An 18,154-nucleotide genomic window follows, 5' to 3' on the forward strand; every position below is an offset into this window, starting at 1 on the left:
CGTCCGTCATCAGGTTTCTCACGGCACCGCCCCGACCGGGCCGCCCAGCCGGTCACGGCACCGCGCCGGCCGGCCTGCGCGCTCCGGGCCGGCACCGTCGACCCGTGCGGTTGCGCCCTGGCTCTCAGCCGAGCCGCGGGTCCCGGTCCCGGGCCGCGCGCTCGTCGAAGATCCGCATCGCCTTGGCCGTGACGGGACCCGGTGCCACGGCGAGCTCCCGGTCGTCCACCCGGTGCACGGCCTGGACGTCACGCAGGGTCGAGGTCAGGAAGATCTCGTCGGCGCTCTCCAGGACGTCCAGCGGCAGGTCGGCCTCCTCCGCGCCGGTCCACTCCACGGCCAGGGCACGGGTGATGCCCGCGAGGCAGCCGGAGGAGACCGGAGGGGTGAGGATGCGGCCGTCGACCACCACGAAGACGTTGGAGCCGGTGCCCTCGCAGAGCAGGCCGGCCGTGTTGCCGAACAGCGCCTCCGAGGCGCCGCGCTCGTGCGCGCGGGCCAGCGCGACGACGTTCTCGGCGTACGAGGTGGTCTTCAGGCCCGTGAGCGCGCCGCGCTCGTTGCGGGTCCAGGGGACGGTGATCACGGCGGTGGTGTCCGGTCGCCGGCTGGTGCCGCCGAGCGCCACGACCAGGCTGGTGCCGGAATCGCCGCGTTCGGAGCCGAGCGGCGAGACGCCGCCGGTGTACGTGATGCGGAGCCGGCCGAGCTCCACGGGGTTCGCCTCGAGGACGGCGGCGCAGGCCCGGCGGACCTCGTCGAGATCGGGGTCCGGCAGTCCGAGGCCGCGGGCGGAGCGGGTCAGCCGCTCCAGGTGAAGGGTGAGAGCAAACGTTTCTCCACGTTCGGCCTTGACCGTCTCGAAGATGCCGTCGCCGACGGTGAGACCGTGGTCCAGGACGGACACCCGGGCGGTCTCCGCGTCGTGCAGTGCGCCGTTGACCCAGAGTTTCATCGAGATGTGGCCTTTCCGCTCGCCTCGTACGCGCCCGACGCTATCGCGACCAGACGGGCCGCCTTGAGTTCCGTCTCGGCCCATTCGCGCTCGGGATCGGAGCCCCACGTGATGCCGGCGCCGGTGCCGAAGCGGAGCATTCCCTCGGGACGGTCGATCCAGAAGGTGCGTATGCCCACCGCCAGCGAGGCCGTGCGCCGGTCGGCGTCGACCCAGCCGAGGCCGCCGCAGTAGGGACCGCGCGGGACGGTCTCCAGGGCCTCGATGATCCGCAGGGCGCTGGACTTCGGGGCGCCGGTCACGGAACCGGGCGGGAAGGTCGCGGCCAGCAGGTCGCGCCAGCCGGCGCCGGGGCGCAGCTCGCCGCGCACGGTGGACACCAGGTGGACGAGGCCCGGATGGGGTTCGACGGCGCACAGCTCGGGCACGGTGACGGAACCGGTCGCGCAGACCCGGCCCAGGTCGTTGCGCACCAGGTCGACGATCATCACGTTCTCCGCGTGGTCCTTCTCCAGGAGGTCCTCGGCCGTCCTCCCGGTGCCCTTGATGGGACCGGACTCCACGACCGCGCCCGCGCGGCTCAGGTAGAGCTCGGGAGAGGCGGTGGCGATCTCCACGCCGTGCGCGGGGAGCCGGACCGTTCCCGCGTAGGGGGCCGGGTTGCCGCGCGCGAGGAGGGCCGTGAGCGCGTCGACGTCGGCCGCCGCCGGATCCGGCAGCGGCGCGGACATCACCCGGCAGAGGTTCGCCTGGTAGACCTCGCCGCGCGCGATGTGCTCGCGCACGCGGCGCACGCCCTCCGTGTACGCGTCGCGGTCGAGCGAGGACGTCCAGTCGCCGGCCGCGGGACCGCGCCAGGCGCCCGGCACCGGCTCGGGGACGGGGTCGGGGCGCACGTCACCGAAGCGCGCACAGGTCAGGCGGCCCTCGAAGTCGGCGACGACGGCCCAGAAACCGGAGGAGTCCAGGGCCTCGGGGTCGTGGGTGACGTCCCGGAGATCGGTGGCGAGGAGGCCGCCGAAGCGGGCCAGAGGAGCGAGGGGGTGCACAGGGCGAGTCTAGGGCGGCCGGGACGGCCCGACCGAGGAGAGCGGTGACGGAGGAGGGCGGGGAGGACCGGGTGACCGGGGCGCCGGGAGCCACCCCGGGAACACGTGGAGTGAACGCCGTGCCGACGCTTCCGGACCCGTCGGCCGGGGCGCAGGTCAGCACGCTGCGGAAACGCGTTTTTGTGCTGGCCCAGGAATCCGCTAGAGTTCAACACGTCGCCGGGACGCGCAAGCGAAACGGAAACGACAAGCGGACGTGGCTCAGTTGGTAGAGCATCACCTTGCCAAGGTGAGGGTCGCGAGTTCGAATCTCGTCGTCCGCTCGATGTGGGGGATCATCCCGAACCCCCGTATTCACTCCTGGTGGAGTGGCCGAGAGGCGAGGCAACGGCCTGCAAAGCCGTCTACACGGGTTCAAATCCCGTCTCCACCTCCAAGGACGATTAGCTCAGCGGGAGAGCGCTTCCCTGACACGGAAGAGGTCACTGGTTCAATCCCAGTATCGTCCACTGGACCCTCGGGTCCCGGATCTTCGGATCCCCCGCGCGATTAGCTCAGCGGGAGAGCGCTTCCCTGACACGGAAGAGGTCACTGGTTCAATCCCAGTATCGCGCACGCAGTACCCGCACCCTCGGGTGTGCCCGCGCGATTAGCTCAGCGGGAGAGCGCTTCCCTGACACGGAAGAGGTCACTGGTTCAATCCCAGTATCGCGCACAGAGTGAGCCCCCGGCCGTCCATCGGCCGGGGGCTTCTTCGTGTGCGGTGGAGACCTACGGGTCCCCGCAGGGGCGTGCGGGCCCCCGCAGGGGCCCGCGCCCGGCGTCAGGAGGAGAACAGCATCCGGCCGAAGCCGCGGTGGTGGCCGCCGTGGTGACCGTGGTGGCCGCCGTGGTGCGGAGCGCCCCAGGCCGGGGCCGCGGGCTGCGCCGGGTAGGCGGGCGGCGGCGGGGCCTGCTGCACCCACTGCGACTCGAGACGGGTCAGGGCCTCGAGCTCCCCGTAGTCCAGGAAGATGCCCCGGCAACCGCTGCACTGCTCAATCTGCACGCCGTTGCGGTTGTACGTGTGCATGGGCGCGTGACACTTCGGACACTGCATGCGGATTCAACTCCTTGCCGTTCGAATGGTGCTCTCACCCTAGGGGGACGCCGGCGGAGCCAACTCGGTTCGGAGAGTTGCGATTCGGGAGCAGGTGTCGATCATCACCTGCTCCACCTCGTCCAGCGGCCGGCCCTCGGCGGCGGACTTGGCGAGGGCGAGCGCCGCGGTCTGTACGGTCAGGGCGCGGGCGGGGAGGTCGAGGCGGGCCCAGGGGTCGCCGCCCGGGCTCGCGGTCGCCGGGCCGCCGGCGGCCTCGTACGCGCCGAGGAAGCGCGACCAGACCCCGGGCGGCAGCAGTCCGGCCGCGAACCAGGCCGCCGGGCGCGCCAGGTCCCAGGCGGGATCGCCGACGCCGAGGTCGTCGACGTCGATCAGCCGCCAGCGCGAGCCCGGCCCCGCCGGGTCGGGCCGGCCGGTCCCGTCGGGCCGTTCGCTCCGGCCCGTCCGGCTCCGGTCGGCCCCTCGGACCTGCGCGCTCTGCCCGGTCGGCTCCGCCCGCCCGGGCCCGGCGAGGCGGACGAGCTGACCGAGGTGGAAGTCGCCGTGGCAGAGGGCCTGGGGCGCCGGCAGGTCGGGAAGGGTGCTCCAGGCGCGGAGCACCGTGGCCGTGGCCGGATGGGCCGGAGCGGTGCGGCGCATGCGTGCCACGGCCAGCGCGGCCTTCACCGGAGCCCGCATGGCGGGCAGATCCGGCGGGGGCGGAGTCCGGTGCAGGGCGGCGAGCAGGCGTGCCGCTTCCTCCCAGGGCGCGGCGTCGGGCGCGTCCGGGTCGACGGGGGTGCCGTAGGGCCAGACGGTGAGCGGACGGCCGTCCAGGGCCTCGCGCGGCCCCGGGAGGGGCGCGAGGAGGACCTGGGCCAGGCCGGGCCGCGCCGCGAGCGAGACCCGCGACCGCAGCTCGTCCCCGCGGCCGTCCGGCCCGTGCGCCTTCAGGACGAGCTCGCCGTGCCGTACGACCGTGCCGTCGTCCCGGTCCGCGAGCAGCCCCACGGGGCAGCGGCAGGACGGGGCCTCCCCGCCGTGCGACGCGTGCGCGGGGCGCACGGGAGGCTCGGCGTACTCGGGGTGCGCGGCCTGCCGCGCGAGCGCGTGCAGCTGTACGAGAACGGTCTCCTCCACGCGGGGAGCCTACGCGTGACCGGGCGGCGCACGTCGGCCCGTGCCGGCCGGCGTCGGCCTGGCCGGCCCCGGAAATGCGCGAGGGCCGGTCAGCTCCCCAGCTGACCGGCCACACGCTGCCGTCCGCCGCACCCCCGTCCCCACGGGGCTGATGGCCGGATGTCCCCGACCCGGGCCGCTCTCCCGGGTCCGGAGCGCCGTTCAGCGCCCCAGCATCACGCCCACGGACGACGCCTGAGTGACCACCGCGTCCCAGCCGCCGAAGACGACCACGAGCAGGGCCGCGAGAGGGAGGACCATGGCGGTCGCCACCAGCGGGTGACGGCGGCTCGAAGGGCGGGGGTTCATCCGCGGGGCCGGGTACGCCATGGTTCCTCTCCTGTCGTGTCGGACGCGGCGGGTGCGGTGACCTCGGGGGACGAGTGCTGCACCCGCCGCTCGACAACCAATCTAGGCACCGGCGCGGCCCGGGGCGTCCTGCCTGCGTACCGCCTTCCGGGCCTCCCGGAGGATGACAGCGCTCCGCTCGGCGTACTCCCCAGGGTGGAGACGAGCGCCCCGGAGTGAGGGTGTTCCCGGAGGGGACGGCACGGAGGCGGGCCGGGGCCCCGGGAAGGCGGCCGAGCGGGTGCGTGACGTCGCTCACGTCCGGTGCGGGCCTCCGGGGCGCCGGGCGGGAGGATGTCCAACACCCTTGATATGAGGCAGTGTTGGCGAGGAGCACGGCTGACCCCTCCTCAAGTGTCCCCCTCAGCACTGACAATCGATCCGGCCCCGAGGGCGCGGCCTGTGAGCGCGCCGGGGCGGGGCTACGTAAGCTGTGCCACGTCGAACGGACGAGGGGACGGACATGGCGATGATGCGGCTCCGGCGCGAGGACCCGCGGATCGTCGGGTCGTTCCGGCTGCACCGCAGGCTGGGCGCCGGCGGGATGGGAGTCGTGTACCTCGGCTCCGACCGGCGCGGACAGCGCGTGGCGCTCAAGGTGATCAGGCCCGACCTGGCCGAGGACCAGGAGTTCCGGTCCCGGTTCGCCCGCGAGGTGTCCGCCGCCCGCCGCATCCGCGGCGGCTGCACCGCCCGCCTCGTGGCCGCCGACCTGGAGGCCGAGCGCCCCTGGTTCGCCACCCAGTACGTGCCCGGGCCCTCGCTGCACGACCGGGTCGCCGAGGAGGGCCCGCTGCGGGCCGCCGACGTGGCGTCGATCGGCGCCGCGCTGTCGGAGGGGCTGGTCGCCGTGCACGAGGCCGGGGTGGTGCACCGCGACCTCAAGCCGTCGAACATCCTGCTCTCCCCCAAGGGTCCCCGGATCATCGACTTCGGCATCGCCTGGGCCACCGGCGCCAGCACCCTCACCCACGTCGGCACCGCCGTCGGATCACCCGGCTTCCTCGCCCCCGAGCAGGTCCGGGGCGCGGCCGTCACGCCCGCCACGGACGTCTTCTCGCTCGGCGCCACCCTCGCGTACGCGGCGATGGGCGACTCGCCCTTCGGCCACGGCAGTTCCGAGGTCATGCTGTACCGCGTGGTGCACGAGGAGCCGCTGCTGCACGGCGTCCCGGACTCCCTCGCCCCGCTCGTCCGCGCCTGCCTCGCGAAGGACCCGGAGGAACGGCCCAGCACGCTCCAGCTCTCCATGCGGCTCAAGGAGATCGCGGCGCGGGAGGCCCAGGGCCTGCCCGCCGCCCGGCCGTCCGGCCAGCGCGAGCGCGGCGAGGAGCGCGGCGCCGTACGGCCCACGGAGCGGTACACGGAACGGACGACCGAGCGCACCACCGAGCGGGCCCTGGAGCGCGGCGGCGAGCAGGGCGGCGAGCGGCAGCCGGTCGCGGACCGGCCGACGGGCGGTCAGGGCCGTCCGGGCGGCCTCCGGGCCGGCGCGTCCCGGTCCTCCTCCCGCGCGTCCTCGTCCCGTACGGGCGGGGGCTCCCGCGCGCCGCAGTCCCGCACCGGTACGCGGCCGGGCACTCGGGGAGGGTCCCGCTCCACGTCCACCGGGCGCCGGCCGGCCAACCCGAGGCTGCTGCGTCAGCGGCTCTTCGTGTTCGTGGTCGTCACGATCGTCGTCGCCCTCGGCATCGCGGCCGCGCAGGCGCTCCAGGGGTAGCCGGGCGGCGCAAGGGAGGGCCGGACGCACGCGCCGGGCGGCGCAGGGGGGCTGGACGCACCCGCCGGGCGGCGCCGGTCGCGTCCTGCTCCCGCACGCGGCCCCGTTCACGGCGTGGGCCGCCTGGCGGCACCACGCCTGCGGGCGGCTTGTGCGGGCGGGTGCCGGGGGCCCGTCTACGCCTGCGGGCGGCCGCTGGTCACCGCGTAGAACGCGACGGCCGCCGCCGCGCCGACGTTCAGCGAGTCCACGCCGTGCGCCATCGGGATGCGGACCCACTCGTCCGCCGCCCGCAGGGCCTGTGTCGACAGGCCCTCGCCCTCCGCGCCGAGCATCAGGGCCACCCGGTCCAGCTTGTGCGGCGCCGCCTCGTCGATCGACGCCGCCCGGTCCGCCGGCGTCAGCGCCAGCAGCTTGAAGCCCGCCTCCCGTACCGCCTCCAGGCCGCGCGGCCAGGTCTCCAGGCGCGCGTACGGGACCGAGAACACCGCGCCCATCGACACCTTCACCGAGCGCCGGTACAGCGGGTCCGCGCAGTCCGGGGACAGCAGCACCGCGTCCATACCGAGCGCGGCGGCGCTGCGGAAGATCGCGCCGATGTTGGTGTGGTCGTTCACCGACTCCATCACGGCCACCCGGCGGGCGGAGGACAACAGGTCCGTCGCCGCCGGCAGCGGCTTGCGCTGCATCGAGGCCAGCGCGCCCCGGTGGACGTGGTAGCCGGTGACCCGCTCGGCGAGGTCCGGCTGCACCGCGTACACGGGCGCCGGGACCTCGTCGATGACGTCGCGCATGACGTCGACCCACTTGGCGGAGAGCAGCATCGACCGCATCTCGTAACCCGCCTGCCTGGCGCGGCGGATCACCTTCTCGCCCTCGGCGATGAACAGCCCCTCGGCCGGTTCCCGTCTGCGCCGGAGCTCGACGTCGGTCAGTCCGGTGTAGTCGCGCAGACGGGGGTCGTCGGGGTCGTCGATCGTGATGAGTTCGGCCACGGGGTGATACTGCCTTGTCCTGGGGGTGGTGCCAATGCGTGCGACTGCTGCGCGCGGAGCGCTCTCGGGGCCCGTCCGGGGTTCTAGGCGAGCGGCTTGTCCGGGCCCTCGTTGACGACGTCGCCGATGACGATCACGGCCGGCGGGCGGACCTCCTCGGCCGTGACCGTCTCCGCCACCGTCGCGAGGGTCGCGTCCACGCGGCGCTGGGTCGCCGTGGTGCCCTCCTGGACCAGGGCCAGCGGGGTGTCGGGCGACTTGCCGTGGGCGATCAGCGCCTCGGCGATCTTGCCGATCTTGTCGACGCCCATGAGGATCACCAGCGTGCCCGTGAGCTTCGCGAGGGACGCCCAGTCGACGAGGGAGCGCGGGTCGTCGGGCGCCACGTGCCCGCTGACCACGGTGAACTCGTGGGCGACGCCGCGGTGCGTGACCGGGATGCCGGCGGCGCCGGGGACCGAGATCGAGCTGGAGATGCCGGGGACCACCGTGCAGGCGATGCCCTCGGCGGCCAGCGCCTGGGCCTCCTCCATGCCGCGGCCGAAGACGAACGGGTCGCCGCCCTTGAGGCGGACCACCGACTTCCCCTGCTTGGCGTGCTCGATGAGCGCGTTGTTGATGGCCTCCTGGGCCATGAAACGGCCGTACGGGATCTTCGCCGCGTCGATCACCTCGACGTGCGGGGGCAGCTCGCTGAGCAGGTCGCGCGGGCCGAGGCGGTCGGCGATCACCACGTCCGCCTCGGCGAGCAGCCGGCGGCCGCGGACCGTGATCAGGTCCGGGTCGCCGGGGCCGCCGCCGACCAGGGCGACGAACGGGGTGCGGGCGCGGCGGGCGGGCGCGGCGAGGGAGCCGTCGCGCAGGCCCTCGACGACCGCGTCGCGGACGGCCGCCGAACGGCGCGGGTCGTGGCCGGTGAGGACCGCGACGGTCACGCCCTCGCTGTGGCCGGTGGCCGGGGTCCAGGCGGTGGCCGACTCGGCGTCGTCGGAGCGGACGCACCACGTCCGGGTGCGCTCGGCCTCGGCGGAGATGGCGGCGTTCGCCGCCGGGTCCGTGGTGGCGACCAGGGCGTACCAGGCGTCCGCCAGGTCGCCCTCCTCGTAGCGGCGCTTGATCCAGGTGATCTCGCCCGCCTCCGCCATGGCGTCCACGGACGGCGTCGCGGAGGGCGAGATCAGGGTGACCCGCGCGCCCGCCGCGATCAGGGCGGGAAGACGGCGCTGCGCCACCTGGCCACCGCCGAACACGACGACGCGGCGGCCGGCGAGGCGGAGTCCGACGGGGTAGGCGGGGTGCTCGGCGTGCTCGGCGTGCTCGGCCATGGTGCGGCGGCTCCTCTGGAGGGGCTGTGGTGCCCCAAACGATAGCGGTGACCTGCGGATTTCTCGTTGTGACGGATCTCCCCTGAGCCGAGCGCCGTCGGTCGGTTGCGCGGGGGACGTGCGGGACCCGCATGCGGGACCGCACGCTCCGCCCCGCACTCCCCTGCGAGGACGGGTCCCACGAGGGGACCACCCGGGGAGTGGGGGCGGGTGCGGGACTCGGCTACTTCTCCGTGACGCCCGCGGAGTCGAAGGTCGCCACCTCGTGCATCGCGCGGGCGGCGCTCTGGACCACCGGGAGGGCCAGGAGGGCGCCGGTGCCCTCGCCGAGGCGGAGGTCGAGGTCGACCAGCGGGCGCAGGCCCAGCTTGTTGAGGGCCGCGACGTGGCCCGGCTCGGCGCTGCGGTGGCCCGCGATGCAGGCCGCGAGCGACTCGGGCGCGATGGCGCGGGCGAGGAGGGCCGCCGCGCCGGTGGAGACGCCGTCGAGGATGACCGGGGTACGGAGCGAGGCCGCGCCCAGGATCAGGCCGACGAGCGCCGCGTGCTCCAGGCCGCCGAGCGCCGCGAGGACGCCGATCGGGTCCGCCGGGTCCGGCTTGTGGAGGTCGAGCGCGCGCCGGACCACGTCCACCTTGCGGGCGTGCATCTCGTCGTTGATGCCGGTGCCGCGGCCGGTGACCTCGGCCGGGTCCACGCCCGTGTACACCGAGATGAGGGCGGCGGACGCGGTGGTGTTCGCGATGCCCATCTCGCCGGTGAGCAGCGCCTTGTTGCCGGCGGCCACGAGGTCGCGGGCGGTCTCGATGCCCACCTCGATCGCGGCGACCGCCTCCTCGCGGGTCATCGCCTGGCCGATGGTGAAGTCGGCCGTGCCCGGGCGGACCTTGCGCGGGAGGAGACCCGGCGTGGAGGGCAGGTCGGAGGCCACGCCCACGTCGACGACGCAGACCTCGGCGCCCACCTGGTTCGCGAAGGCGTTGCAGACGGCGCCGCCGCCGAGGAAGTTCGCGACCATCTGGCCGGTCACCTCCTGCGGCCAGGCGGTGACGCCCTGGGCGTGCACGCCGTGGTCGCCGGCGAAGATCGCGACGGCGGCCGGCTCCGGGATCGGCGGCGGGCAGGCCCGGGACAGGCCGCAGAGCTGCGCGGAGATGATCTCCAGCATGCCCAGCGCTCCGGCGGGCTTGGTCATGCGCTTCTGGCGCTCCCATGCCTCGCCGAGCGCCTTGGCGTCCAGCGGGCGGATGTTGGCGACGGTCTCCTGGAGCAGGTCGTGCGGCTCCTCGCCGGGCAGCGCGCGGCGGCCGTAGGTCTCCTCGTGGACGACCCAGGACAGCGGGCGGCGCTTGGACCAGCCCGCCTGCATCAGCTCGGGCTCCTCGGGGAACTCGTCGACGTAGCCGACGCAGAGGTACGCGACCACTTCGAGGTGGTCGGGCAGGCCGAGGGCGCGGACCATCTCGCGCTCGTCGAAGAAGCTGACCCAGCCGACGCCGAGGCCTTCGGCGCGGGCGGCGAGCCACAGGTTCTCGACGGCGAGCGCGGAGGAGTACGGGGCCATCTGCGGCTGCGTGTAGCGGCCGAGGGTGTGGCGGCCGCCGCGGGTCGGGTCCGCGGTCACCACGATGTTGACCGGGGTGTCGAGGATGGCCTCGATCTTCAGTTCCTTGAACTGCTTCGCCCGGCCCTTGGGGAGGGACTTGGCGTAGGCCTCGCGCTGCCGCTGGGCCAGCTCGTGCATGGTCCGGCGGGTCTCGGCGGAGCGGATGACGACGAAGTCCCACGGCTGCGAGTGGCCGACGGAGGGTGCCGTGTGGGCCGCCTCCAGGACGCGGAGGAGGACCTCGTGCGGGATCGGGTCGGGGCGGAAGCCGTTGCGGATGTCGCGGCGCTCGCGCATGACGCGGAGCACCGCCTCGCGCTCGGCCTCGTCGTAGCCCGGGGCCCGGTCCCGCGGCTCTTCGGCGGCGGCCGGGGCCTCGGCGGAGGTCTCGTCGGCTGCGGTCTCCTCTGCCGGTGCCTCTCCGGGCTGTGCCGCGCCGGCCGACGGCGCCTCCTCGGCCGGCAGTTCTGCGGGCAGGTCGGCCGGTGCCGCCTCGGGGGCCTGGGCGGCCGGGATCTCCTCGGCGGGCAGCTCGGCGGCGACCGGATCGGCGTCCTGCTGGGGTTCCCGGGCGTCCTGCGGAAGCCGGTGCTCCGCCGCCCCGGGGGCCACGGGGGCCTGGGGCGCACCGGGCGCGGCTTCCGGCTGCGGCTGCGCCGTGCCGTCCGGGACGACCGGGATCTCCTCGGCGGTGACCTCGACCGGGGCCGGGACGGCCGCCGTCGGCTCCTCCGGGGCGGGTACGGGAGCGGGCTCCTCGGCCGCGGCGGCGGCGGCCGCTTCGTCCACCACCGGCTCGGCCACGACGGCCTCCGCGGTCGCGGGCTCCGCCGTGGGGGCCTCGGCGGCGGGCACCTCGGCGGCCGCGGCCTCGGCGGCAGGGGCGGCTTCGGCGGCCACGGGCTCGATGACGGGCTCGGCGGGGGCCTCCGCGGAGGCCTCGGCCTGGTCCTCGGCTGCCGCGGGCCGGGGCTCCTCGGGAAGGGCCCGGGCCTCCGGATCCGCCTCGCGCGGCGCGGGCACGGGAGCCGCGGCGTCCGCTACGACGGCTTCCGGGGCGGCGGCCGCGTCGGCGGCCTCGGCCGGGGCGGCGGCTTCCGGGAGGACGGCCTCCGGGGCGGTGGTCTCGGGGGCGGCAGCCTCCGGGGCGGCGGTCTCGGAGGCGGCGGTCTCGGAGGCGGCGGTCTCCTGAGGTGCCGCCTCCGGAGTGGCGGCTTCCTCGACGACGCTCTCCTGAGGCACGGCCTCCATGGCCACGACTCCCTCAGGAGCTGCCTCTTCGGCCGGGGTCCCCTCGGCAGCGCCCTCCTGCGGCGCGGCCTCGGCGGCCGCCGGCTCCTCGGCCTGCGGTTCCTCGGGCTGCTGCGGTTCCTGGGGCTGCTGCTCCTCCATGGCCGGGGCCTCCGGGGCCGGGGCCTCCGGGGCGGGCTGCATCTCGGGGGCGGCCGGCTCGGGGGCCTGCTGCGGATCCTCGGCCGCGGCCGCCGGGACGGGAGTCTCGGCGGCGAGCGGCTCGGCGGGGGACACGGCCTGCTCCGCCGGCTGCTCCTGCGGTGCGGCCGGCTCGGGTGCCGGCGTCGGGGCCAGGTGCGGGGCGGTCGGGAGGGAGCCCTCGACCGGGACGAACTGGGCGACCGGCGGGACCGTTTCTGCCGGGGCGGCGGCCGGAACCGGGTGCTCCTGCGGCTGCGGGGTCCACGGCACGGCGCCCTGCGGGGCGGTCTGCTGGTCCTGCTGCGGCGGCACGTCCAGGTACTCGGGCCCCGTGGTGGGCGGGCCCGGGGTGCGGACCGGCATCGGCGCGGGGGCGGTCGCGGCGACCGGGACGGGCTGCGGGGCCGGGCCGCGGTCGGCGAGCGAGCGCACCACGCCGCCGGTGGCGTCCGGGACGGGCGGGCCCATGTGCAGCGGGCGGCGGGCGGGCGGCGGGGTGGCGGGGCCGGGCGTACGGACCGCGCTCAGGTCGACGGATCCGGAGTCACGGCCGGCGGCCTCGTGGGCGCCGGTGTCGAGGATGCCGGGCTCGTAGCCGTGGTCGGTGACCGGCTCGTGCGGGACGCCGTGCGCCGGGGTGGCGTGCTGGGGCACCGGCACGCCCTGCGGCGGGGTCGCGGTGACCTGCTCGATGGGCGCGGTCAGCGGGTCGACGGCCGGGGCCGGGGCCGGCACCGCGACGGGCGGCGCGGGCATGACGCCCGGCTGGTGCTCGCTCCAGGCACCCTGGGCGCCCGGCATCAGGAGCAGATCGTCTTCCTCGGCTGCGTGCTCGGAGGGGTCCAGGAAGGTGTACGCGCCCGGCGCGGGGATGCCCGGCTGCTCGACCATGCCTGCGTTCTCCGGCAGCCCCTCGCCGGGGACCTGGCCGGTGTCCGTCATGCTGCGTACCCCTCGCCCATCGGTTGTGCTCCTTCAGACCTTCGCCCGTCGACAACAACGAGCTCGCGCGCCGCGCGGCACGAAGGACACGCGGACACCCATGCATTGTCGCGGCCTTCGGCCATCCTGGCAGGCGGATCCGCCACGGTTCGCTGTGGACTGCGCCACGTCGCGCCGCCCCCCATTGCTCCGTACCACATCAGCGGCCCAAGGAGGCCACTACTTCCGGACATTGGCGAACAAACCACCGAACGTCCCGGCGCGGTACAACAATCGGCCAGCCTACCTCGCCCGGCGGGCGGCGCGATCACGGGTGGGGGGCGTCCAGGCCCCGCGACCGGCGAGCTCAGGCCCTGCGGCCGGACAGCAGGAAGACCACCGAACGGTCGTGCTCGGTCCAGTCCGCGGAGTCGAGGCCCACGGTCTGGAGCAGGGCGCATTCGACCTGGTAGCCGCCGTCGGTGAGGGCCGCGCCGATCGCCTCGGCCTCGTCGCGGGTCGCGGCGTGCGCGACGATCCGGTCGGGCCTGCGGTCGGTGCAGGCGGTGACGACCGGGACTCCCCCGCCTCCGATGCGGACGACGTCGGGTTCCGGCAGGCGTTCCAGGACGTGCGGGGCGCGCCCGGGTACGGCCTGGAGCTGGACGCCGGCGGCGCGGGCGGCGGCCTCGGTGCGGGCGCAGGCACCGGCGTCGGTGTCGACGGCGATGACGGCGGCGCCGAAGCGGGCGGCGTCGACGGAGAAGGCGCCGCCCGCGCAGCCGATGTCCCAGACGAGGTCGCCGACGCGGGGGCCGAGGCGGGCGAGCTGGGCGGCGCGCAGGGTGGGGCCCTGGCCGGCGTGGCCGCCGGTGTCGTCGGCGGGCAGGGCCCAGCCGCGGGTGGCGGGGGCGTCGTGGCCCATGAGCCAGCCGCCGGTGGAGCCGCCGCCGGTGACGCCGATGCCGCCGATGACGAGCACGACGTTGGGGTCGCGCCAGGCGTGGTCGGCGGCCTTGTCGGAGGTGACGACGGTGACCTGTTCGCGTGCGGTCCCGAGGGCCTCGCAGATGACGAAGGTGCGGTGGACGCCGTCGAGGAGGAGGGCGAGTTCGGCGGGTCCCGCGCCGGGCGAGGTGAGGACGGCGACCTTGGGGTGGGCGCGGCAGACGTTGACGGCGCGGCGCAGGGTGCGCTGGTGGGCGACGGCGATGCGGGCGTCGTCCCAGGGCATGCCGGCCCGGGCGAAGGCGGCGGCGACGGAGGAGACGGCGGGGACGACCTCGACCTCGAGGCCGTGTTCGGGGGCGCGCAGGGCGCGGACGACGCCGAAGAAGCCGGGGTCTCCGTCGGCGAGGACGACGGCGGTGCCGCGGTGTCCGGCGATGCGGCGGGCGGCGAGGTCGACGCTGCCGAGACGGACGCGTTCGGCGCGTTCCGGGACCTCGGGGAGGGCGAGGTGGTGGGCGGCGCCGGCCACCAGGGTGGCGGCGGCGAGTGCGGACCCGGCCGCCGCGGTGAGGGGCGAGCCGTCCCAGCCGATCACCGTGACCCGGTCGGCCATGTGTGTCTGTCTCCCTGGGGGTGTGTGCAGGTCGGGGGCGGGGACGAGCCTAACCCGGGCACGTGCCGTTCAGCTCCAGTCGGCGAGCAGCGAGTAGCCCGCGTCGGCCATCTCGTCGGCGACGCCCTCCAGGTCCTCGGGGAGCAGGCCCCACACGATGAAGTCGGTGCGCAGGTCCTCCCAGCCGCCGTCCTCGGTGCGGGTGCGCGCTATGCAGGCGTTGCGCAGGACGCCTTCGCTGATGCAGCCGATCTTCTGGGCCACCTGCTGGGAGGCGGTGTTGTCGGCGGCGGTGCGCAGTTCGATGCGTTCGAACCGCTGGTCGCGGAAGAGCCATTGGGCGGTGGCGAGCGCCGCCTCGGTGGCGTATCCCTCGCCGCGTGCCCAGGGGGCGACGATGTAGGACAGCTCGGTGGCGCGGACGTGCCAGTTGGTCTTGGTGAGCTGGACGACGCCGACGAGCCGCTGGGTGAGGAACTCGGTGACGGCGAGGTCGAGTCCACGGCCGGCGGCGCGTTCGGCGGGGGCGTACTCGTCGATCCAGCGGCGGGCGCCGTCCTCGGTGAAAGGTTGCGGCACCGAGGTCCAGGCGGCGACCATCTCGTCGTTCATCATCTCGGCGAGCGCGGGGACGTCGGCCGGTTCGAGCGCGCGCAGCACCAGGCGGTCCGTGCTGATGGAGATGTCCGGGAAGGTGGAAGTCATGCGCCGCTCCATACCGTGAAGACCGTGAACGCACAGCATGCAGCATGGGGCCGCCGCGGCGCATACGCGGGTGGACCGAAGGCCCCGTACGCCGGGCGGGGCGTACGGGGCCTTCTGGTCAGGGGCCGTGCTCCGGGGGCTACTTGGCGGGGGCGCCGAAGGCCGGGGCGACCGAACCCTTGTAGGTGTCCTCGATGTACTTCTTCACCTCGGGGGAGTTGAGGAGCTTCGCGAGCTTCTGCACGCGGACGTCCTTCTCGTTGCCCTCCTTGACGGCGAGGAAGTTGGCGTAGGGGTTGCCCTCGGCCTTCTCCAGGACGAGGGAGTCCTTGGCGGGCTCCAGCTTGGCCTCGATGGCGTAGTTGCCGTTGATGACGGCGGCGTCGACGTCGTTCAGGGCGCGGGGCACGGTGGCGGCCTCCAGCTCCTTGAACTCCAGGCCCTTCTTGTCGGTGATGTCGGAGAGCTTGGCGTCGGTGCCGACGCCCGCCTTGAGGGTGATGAGGCCGTTCTCGGCGAGCAGGTGGAGGGCGCGTCCCTCGTTGGTGGTGTCGTTGGGGACGGCGATGGTCTGGCCGGCCTTGATGTCCTTCAGCGACTTCAGCTTCTTGGAGTAGAGGCCCAGCGGCTCCAGGTGGACGTTGACCACCGGGACGATGTGGGTGCCGTTCTTCTTGTTGAAGTCGTCGAGGTACGGCTTGTGCTGGAAGAAGTTGGCGTCGACCTGGCCGGACTCGGTGGCGGTGTTCGGCAGGACGTAGTCCGTGAACTCCTTCACCTCCAGCTTCAGGCCCTCCTTCGCGGCGAGGTTGTCCTTGACGTAGTCGAGGATGTCGGCGTGCGGCGTCGGGGACGCGGCGACGACGAGGGGCTTGTCGGCGGAGCCGGCCGCGTCCTTGGCGGAGGACGGGTCCGACGCGGTGCCGCAGGCGGTGAGGCCGAGGGCGAGGGCGGCGGTGGCGGCGATGCCCGCGGTGAGCTTGGTGTTGTTGCGCACGAAGAGTGCCTCTTTCCGGTGGAGCGGTGTGTTCGCCTGGACAACAAGTCCGGGCTCTTCTTCGGGTTGCGAAGTCTGGGGGGCCGTCAGGTCGTGCCTGCCGGCGGGCCGTCGGGCAGCGTCAGGCGGTGCGGCCGCGGCGCGCCAGCAGGCGGACGATGCCGTCGCCGATGAGCTGGACGACCGTCACGATCGCGACCAGGACGACGACGGTGACGAGCATGAAGGTCGTGTCGAAGCGCTGGTAGCCGTAGGTGATGGCCTTGGAGCCGAGGCCTTCGCCGCCGACCGCGCCGGCCATGGCGGAGTAGCCGATGAGCACGATGACGGTGGTGGTGACGGCGGAGACCAGCGAGGGCAGGGCCTGCGGGAGCAGCACCTTGCGGACGATGGTGGGGATGCCGCCGCCCATGGCCTGGACGGCCTCGACGAGCCCGTGGTCGACCTCGCGGATCGCGGTCTCGACGAGCCGGGCGAAGAACGGGATGGCGCCGATGGCGAGCGGCACGATCATGGCGGTCGGGCCGATGAAGGTGCCGACGACGAAGGTGGTGAAGGGGATGAGGGCGATCAGCAGGATGATGAAGGGCAGCGAGCGGCCCACGTTCACGATCGCGCCGACGATCTTGTTCACCGGCCGGTTCTGCAGCAGTCCGCCCTTGTCGGTGAGGACGAGGAGGATGCCGAGCGGGAGGCCGCCGAGGACGGTGACGACGGTGGCCCACAGGACCATGTAGAGGGTGTCGACGGTGCCCTGCTCGAGCAGGGGCTGCATCTCGGACCAGGTCACTTGGCACCTTCCTTCACCAGCGCGGGCGCCTGGGCGGGCACGGGCCGGTCCTGCTGTTCGACGACCTCGACCTGGAGGCCCTGCTCGCGCAGGAAGCCGACCGGGACGACGTTCTCCTCGTAGCTGCCGGGGAGTTCGATGCGCATGCGGCCGATCTGGCGTCCGCCGACGGTGTCCATGGCGGCGCCGAGGATCGAGATGTCGATGTTGTACGTACGGGAGAGCTGGGAGATCACCGGCTGGGCGGTGGTCTCGCCGTGGAAGGTGACGTCCACGACCGTGCGGCCGGGCGCGGTGGCGGCGCCGCTGACCGGGAAGAGTTCGGCGGCGAGCTGGGAACCGGGGGTGGCGAGCAGTTCGCCGACGGTGCCGGACTCGACGACGCGGCCCCGCTGCATGAGGGCGGCGGAGTCGCAGACGGTCTTGACGACGTCCATCTCGTGGGTGATGAGCAGGACGGTCAGGCCGAGCTGCTGGTTGAGGTCGCGCAGCAGCTGGAGGATGGAGCGGGTGGTCTCCGGGTCGAGGGCGCTGGTGGCCTCGTCGGAGAGCAGGACCTTGGGCTTGCCGGCGAGGGCGCGGGCGATGCCGACGCGCTGCTTCTGGCCGCCGGAGAGCTGGCCGGGGTAGGCCCTGGCCTTGTCGGCGAGGCCGACGAGGTCGAGGAGTTCGAGGGCGCGGCGGGAGCGTTCGGCGCCGGAGACGCCGAGGATCTCCAGGGGCAGTTCGATGTTGTCCTTGACGGTGCGCGAGGACAGCAGGTTGAAGTGCTGGAAGACCATGCCGATGCTGCTGCGGGCGTGGCGCAGGTCCTTGCCGGCGCGGCGGCCCTTTCCGGCGAGTGCGGTGAGGTCGACGCCGTCGACGGTCACGGTGCCGGAGGTGGGGCGCTCCAGGAGGTTGACGCAGCGGATGAGCGAGGACTTGCCGGCTCCGCTCTGTCCGATCACGCCGAAGACCTCGCCTTCGCGAACGTGGAGGTCGACGCCGTCCAGAGCGGTGACCTGGCGGCCTCGCGACTCGTAGACCTTGGTCAGGCCCGAAGTGGTGATCACAGGGTTTCCGTCACTGTCGAGTGCGCGGCGCATGGGTCCGCCGTGCACGAAATTCGTCTTTCGGACAGTCAGGCGCAGGGCGGCTGGTCACGGCGGTGGGCCGGGAGGCAGCGCGTGCGCGGGGCGTGCTCGCTCCGGCGCCGGAAAGGCGGCGGAACGGCTCGTCCGTCGGGTCTCGCTTCGGGGCGCGAGGCTCTGGCGGGGGCCCTCAGTTGGCGCACATTCGACACGTACAACGAGCACCGGGCGTCTGGTTCGCCTCGGTCGCAAGGGTGCGGCTGCTCGTCGTGGTCATGGCTGCAAGTAAAGCATGTACATGTGCGAACGAAAGGCGGGCGTCCGAATAGCGGACATCGATGAGACGCCATGCGGACGCTCCGGGAGGGCGCACGACGTCCCGGGGGCGGGCCCGCCGCGGGCGCGGGGCCCG

The 18,154-nt window shown here is 74.2% G+C and carries 14 protein-coding genes and 5 tRNA genes; 6 read left to right on the plus strand and 13 right to left on the minus strand.

All coding sequences use genetic code 11. The features are described from left to right. Window positions 1–124: 124 nt before the first annotated feature. Window positions 125–955 carry an aminotransferase class IV gene (locus ESG85_RS03045; RefSeq protein ID WP_128976446.1) on the minus strand — a complete coding sequence of 277 codons (831 nt, stop codon included), beginning with the start codon at window positions 953–955 and terminating at the stop codon, window positions 125–127. Then, window positions 952–2,004 (minus strand): chorismate-binding protein, encoded by a 1,053-nt coding sequence (locus ESG85_RS03050; protein WP_128976447.1) that lies wholly within the window; start codon window positions 2,002–2,004, stop codon window positions 952–954. The genes ESG85_RS03045 and ESG85_RS03050 overlap by 4 nt, the downstream gene beginning before the upstream one ends. Before the next feature lie 250 nt (window positions 2,005–2,254). Between ESG85_RS03050 and ESG85_RS03055 the strand changes: the two genes are divergently transcribed. The 5 genes from ESG85_RS03055 to ESG85_RS03075 all read left to right on the plus strand — a co-directional run bounded on the left by ESG85_RS03055 (window position 2,255) and on the right by ESG85_RS03075 (window position 2,719). Next, window positions 2,255–2,327, plus strand: a tRNA-Gly gene (locus ESG85_RS03055). A 39-nt stretch (window positions 2,328–2,366) separates the two neighbouring features. Continuing rightward, window positions 2,367–2,440: transfer RNA gene (locus tag ESG85_RS03060), tRNA-Cys, on the plus strand. Between the two features lies 1 nt (window position 2,441). After that, window positions 2,442–2,513, plus strand: a tRNA-Val gene (locus ESG85_RS03065). A 34-nt stretch (window positions 2,514–2,547) separates the two neighbouring features. After that, window positions 2,548–2,619, plus strand: a tRNA-Val gene (locus ESG85_RS03070). Between the two features lie 28 nt (window positions 2,620–2,647). Then, window positions 2,648–2,719 (plus strand) — tRNA-Val (locus tag ESG85_RS03075). 108 nt (window positions 2,720–2,827) lie between these two features. Here the strand turns inward: ESG85_RS03075 and ESG85_RS03080 are convergent. From ESG85_RS03080 to ESG85_RS34820, 3 genes are all read right to left on the minus strand, one after another. After that, window positions 2,828–3,103 carry a TFIIB-type zinc ribbon-containing protein gene (locus ESG85_RS03080; protein ID WP_128976448.1) on the minus strand — a complete coding sequence of 92 codons (276 nt, stop codon included), beginning with the start codon at window positions 3,101–3,103 and terminating at the stop codon, window positions 2,828–2,830. 39 nt (window positions 3,104–3,142) lie between these two features. Further along, complete coding sequence (locus ESG85_RS03085; RefSeq protein WP_128976449.1) at window positions 3,143–4,225, minus strand: phosphotransferase family protein; 1,083 nt, start codon at window positions 4,223–4,225, stop codon at window positions 3,143–3,145. Window positions 4,226–4,426: 201 nt separating this feature from the next. Then, the gene (locus ESG85_RS34820) at window positions 4,427–4,594 is read right to left on the minus strand and encodes a hypothetical protein (RefSeq protein ID WP_164986148.1); all 168 of its coding nucleotides are present in this window, start codon (window positions 4,592–4,594) and stop codon (window positions 4,427–4,429) included. Between the two features lie 481 nt (window positions 4,595–5,075). On the opposite strand from ESG85_RS34820, the gene ESG85_RS03090 reads away from it, so the two are divergent. Further along, window positions 5,076–6,332, plus strand: coding sequence for a serine/threonine-protein kinase (locus tag ESG85_RS03090; protein WP_128976450.1), 1,257 nt, complete (start codon window positions 5,076–5,078; stop codon window positions 6,330–6,332). A gap of 176 nt (window positions 6,333–6,508) precedes the next feature. Here the strand turns inward: ESG85_RS03090 and ESG85_RS03095 are convergent, their stop codons facing one another. From ESG85_RS03095 to ESG85_RS03130, 8 genes are all read right to left on the minus strand, one after another. Beyond that, window positions 6,509–7,327, minus strand: a complete 819-nt coding sequence (locus ESG85_RS03095) for a TrmH family RNA methyltransferase (RefSeq protein ID WP_128976451.1) — start codon at window positions 7,325–7,327, stop codon at window positions 6,509–6,511. A gap of 83 nt (window positions 7,328–7,410) precedes the next feature. Beyond that, window positions 7,411–8,652 carry a uroporphyrinogen-III C-methyltransferase gene (cobA, locus tag ESG85_RS03100; RefSeq protein WP_128976452.1) on the minus strand — a complete coding sequence of 414 codons (1,242 nt, stop codon included), beginning with the start codon at window positions 8,650–8,652 and terminating at the stop codon, window positions 7,411–7,413. 223 nt (window positions 8,653–8,875) lie between these two features. Continuing rightward, window positions 8,876–12,634, minus strand: coding sequence for a nicotinate-nucleotide--dimethylbenzimidazole phosphoribosyltransferase (cobT, locus tag ESG85_RS03105; RefSeq protein ID WP_128976453.1), 3,759 nt, complete (start codon window positions 12,632–12,634; stop codon window positions 8,876–8,878). 346 nt (window positions 12,635–12,980) lie between these two features. Continuing rightward, complete coding sequence (cbiE, locus tag ESG85_RS03110) at window positions 12,981–14,177, minus strand: precorrin-6y C5,15-methyltransferase (decarboxylating) subunit CbiE (protein WP_128976454.1); 1,197 nt, start codon at window positions 14,175–14,177, stop codon at window positions 12,981–12,983. 69 nt (window positions 14,178–14,246) lie between these two features. Next, window positions 14,247–14,882, minus strand: a complete 636-nt coding sequence (locus ESG85_RS03115) for a GNAT family N-acetyltransferase (RefSeq protein ID WP_128976455.1) — start codon at window positions 14,880–14,882, stop codon at window positions 14,247–14,249. Between the two features lie 139 nt (window positions 14,883–15,021). Further along, window positions 15,022–15,879, minus strand: coding sequence for a MetQ/NlpA family ABC transporter substrate-binding protein (locus ESG85_RS03120; RefSeq protein ID WP_128976456.1), 858 nt, complete (start codon window positions 15,877–15,879; stop codon window positions 15,022–15,024). 121 nt (window positions 15,880–16,000) lie between these two features. Continuing rightward, complete coding sequence (locus tag ESG85_RS03125) at window positions 16,001–16,669, minus strand: methionine ABC transporter permease (RefSeq protein ID WP_128976457.1); 669 nt, start codon at window positions 16,667–16,669, stop codon at window positions 16,001–16,003. Further along, window positions 16,666–17,724 (minus strand): methionine ABC transporter ATP-binding protein, encoded by a 1,059-nt coding sequence (locus ESG85_RS03130; RefSeq protein WP_128976458.1) that lies wholly within the window; start codon window positions 17,722–17,724, stop codon window positions 16,666–16,668. Before ESG85_RS03130 ends, ESG85_RS03125 begins: the two co-directional genes overlap by 4 nt. Between the last annotated feature and the right edge of the window lie 430 nt (window positions 17,725–18,154).

This window comes from Streptomyces roseicoloratus (assembly GCF_004117935.1).
In the GTDB taxonomy this organism is placed as follows: domain Bacteria; phylum Actinomycetota; class Actinomycetes; order Streptomycetales; family Streptomycetaceae; genus Streptomyces; species Streptomyces roseicoloratus.

What these genes read in the sequence shown, in the direction of transcription:
- ESG85_RS03045 (WP_128976446.1), bottom strand. Translation starts at nt 955, where the DNA reads ATGAAACTCTGGGTCAACGGCGCACTGCACGACGCGGAGACCGCCCGG.
- ESG85_RS03080 (WP_128976448.1), bottom strand. Translation starts at nt 3,103, where the DNA reads ATGCAGTGTCCGAAGTGTCACGCGCCCATGCACACGTACAACCGCAAC.
- ESG85_RS34820 (WP_164986148.1), bottom strand. Translation starts at nt 4,594, where the DNA reads ATGGCGTACCCGGCCCCGCGGATGAACCCCCGCCCTTCGAGCCGCCGT.
- ESG85_RS03090 (WP_128976450.1), top strand. Translation starts at nt 5,076, where the DNA reads ATGGCGATGATGCGGCTCCGGCGCGAGGACCCGCGGATCGTCGGGTCG.
- cobA (WP_128976452.1), bottom strand. Translation starts at nt 8,652, where the DNA reads ATGGCCGAGCACGCCGAGCACGCCGAGCACCCCGCCTACCCCGTCGGA.
- cobT (WP_128976453.1), bottom strand. Translation starts at nt 12,634, where the DNA reads ATGACGGACACCGGCCAGGTCCCCGGCGAGGGGCTGCCGGAGAACGCA.
- cbiE (WP_128976454.1), bottom strand. Translation starts at nt 14,177, where the DNA reads ATGGCCGACCGGGTCACGGTGATCGGCTGGGACGGCTCGCCCCTCACC.
- ESG85_RS03115 (WP_128976455.1), bottom strand. Translation starts at nt 14,882, where the DNA reads ATGACTTCCACCTTCCCGGACATCTCCATCAGCACGGACCGCCTGGTG.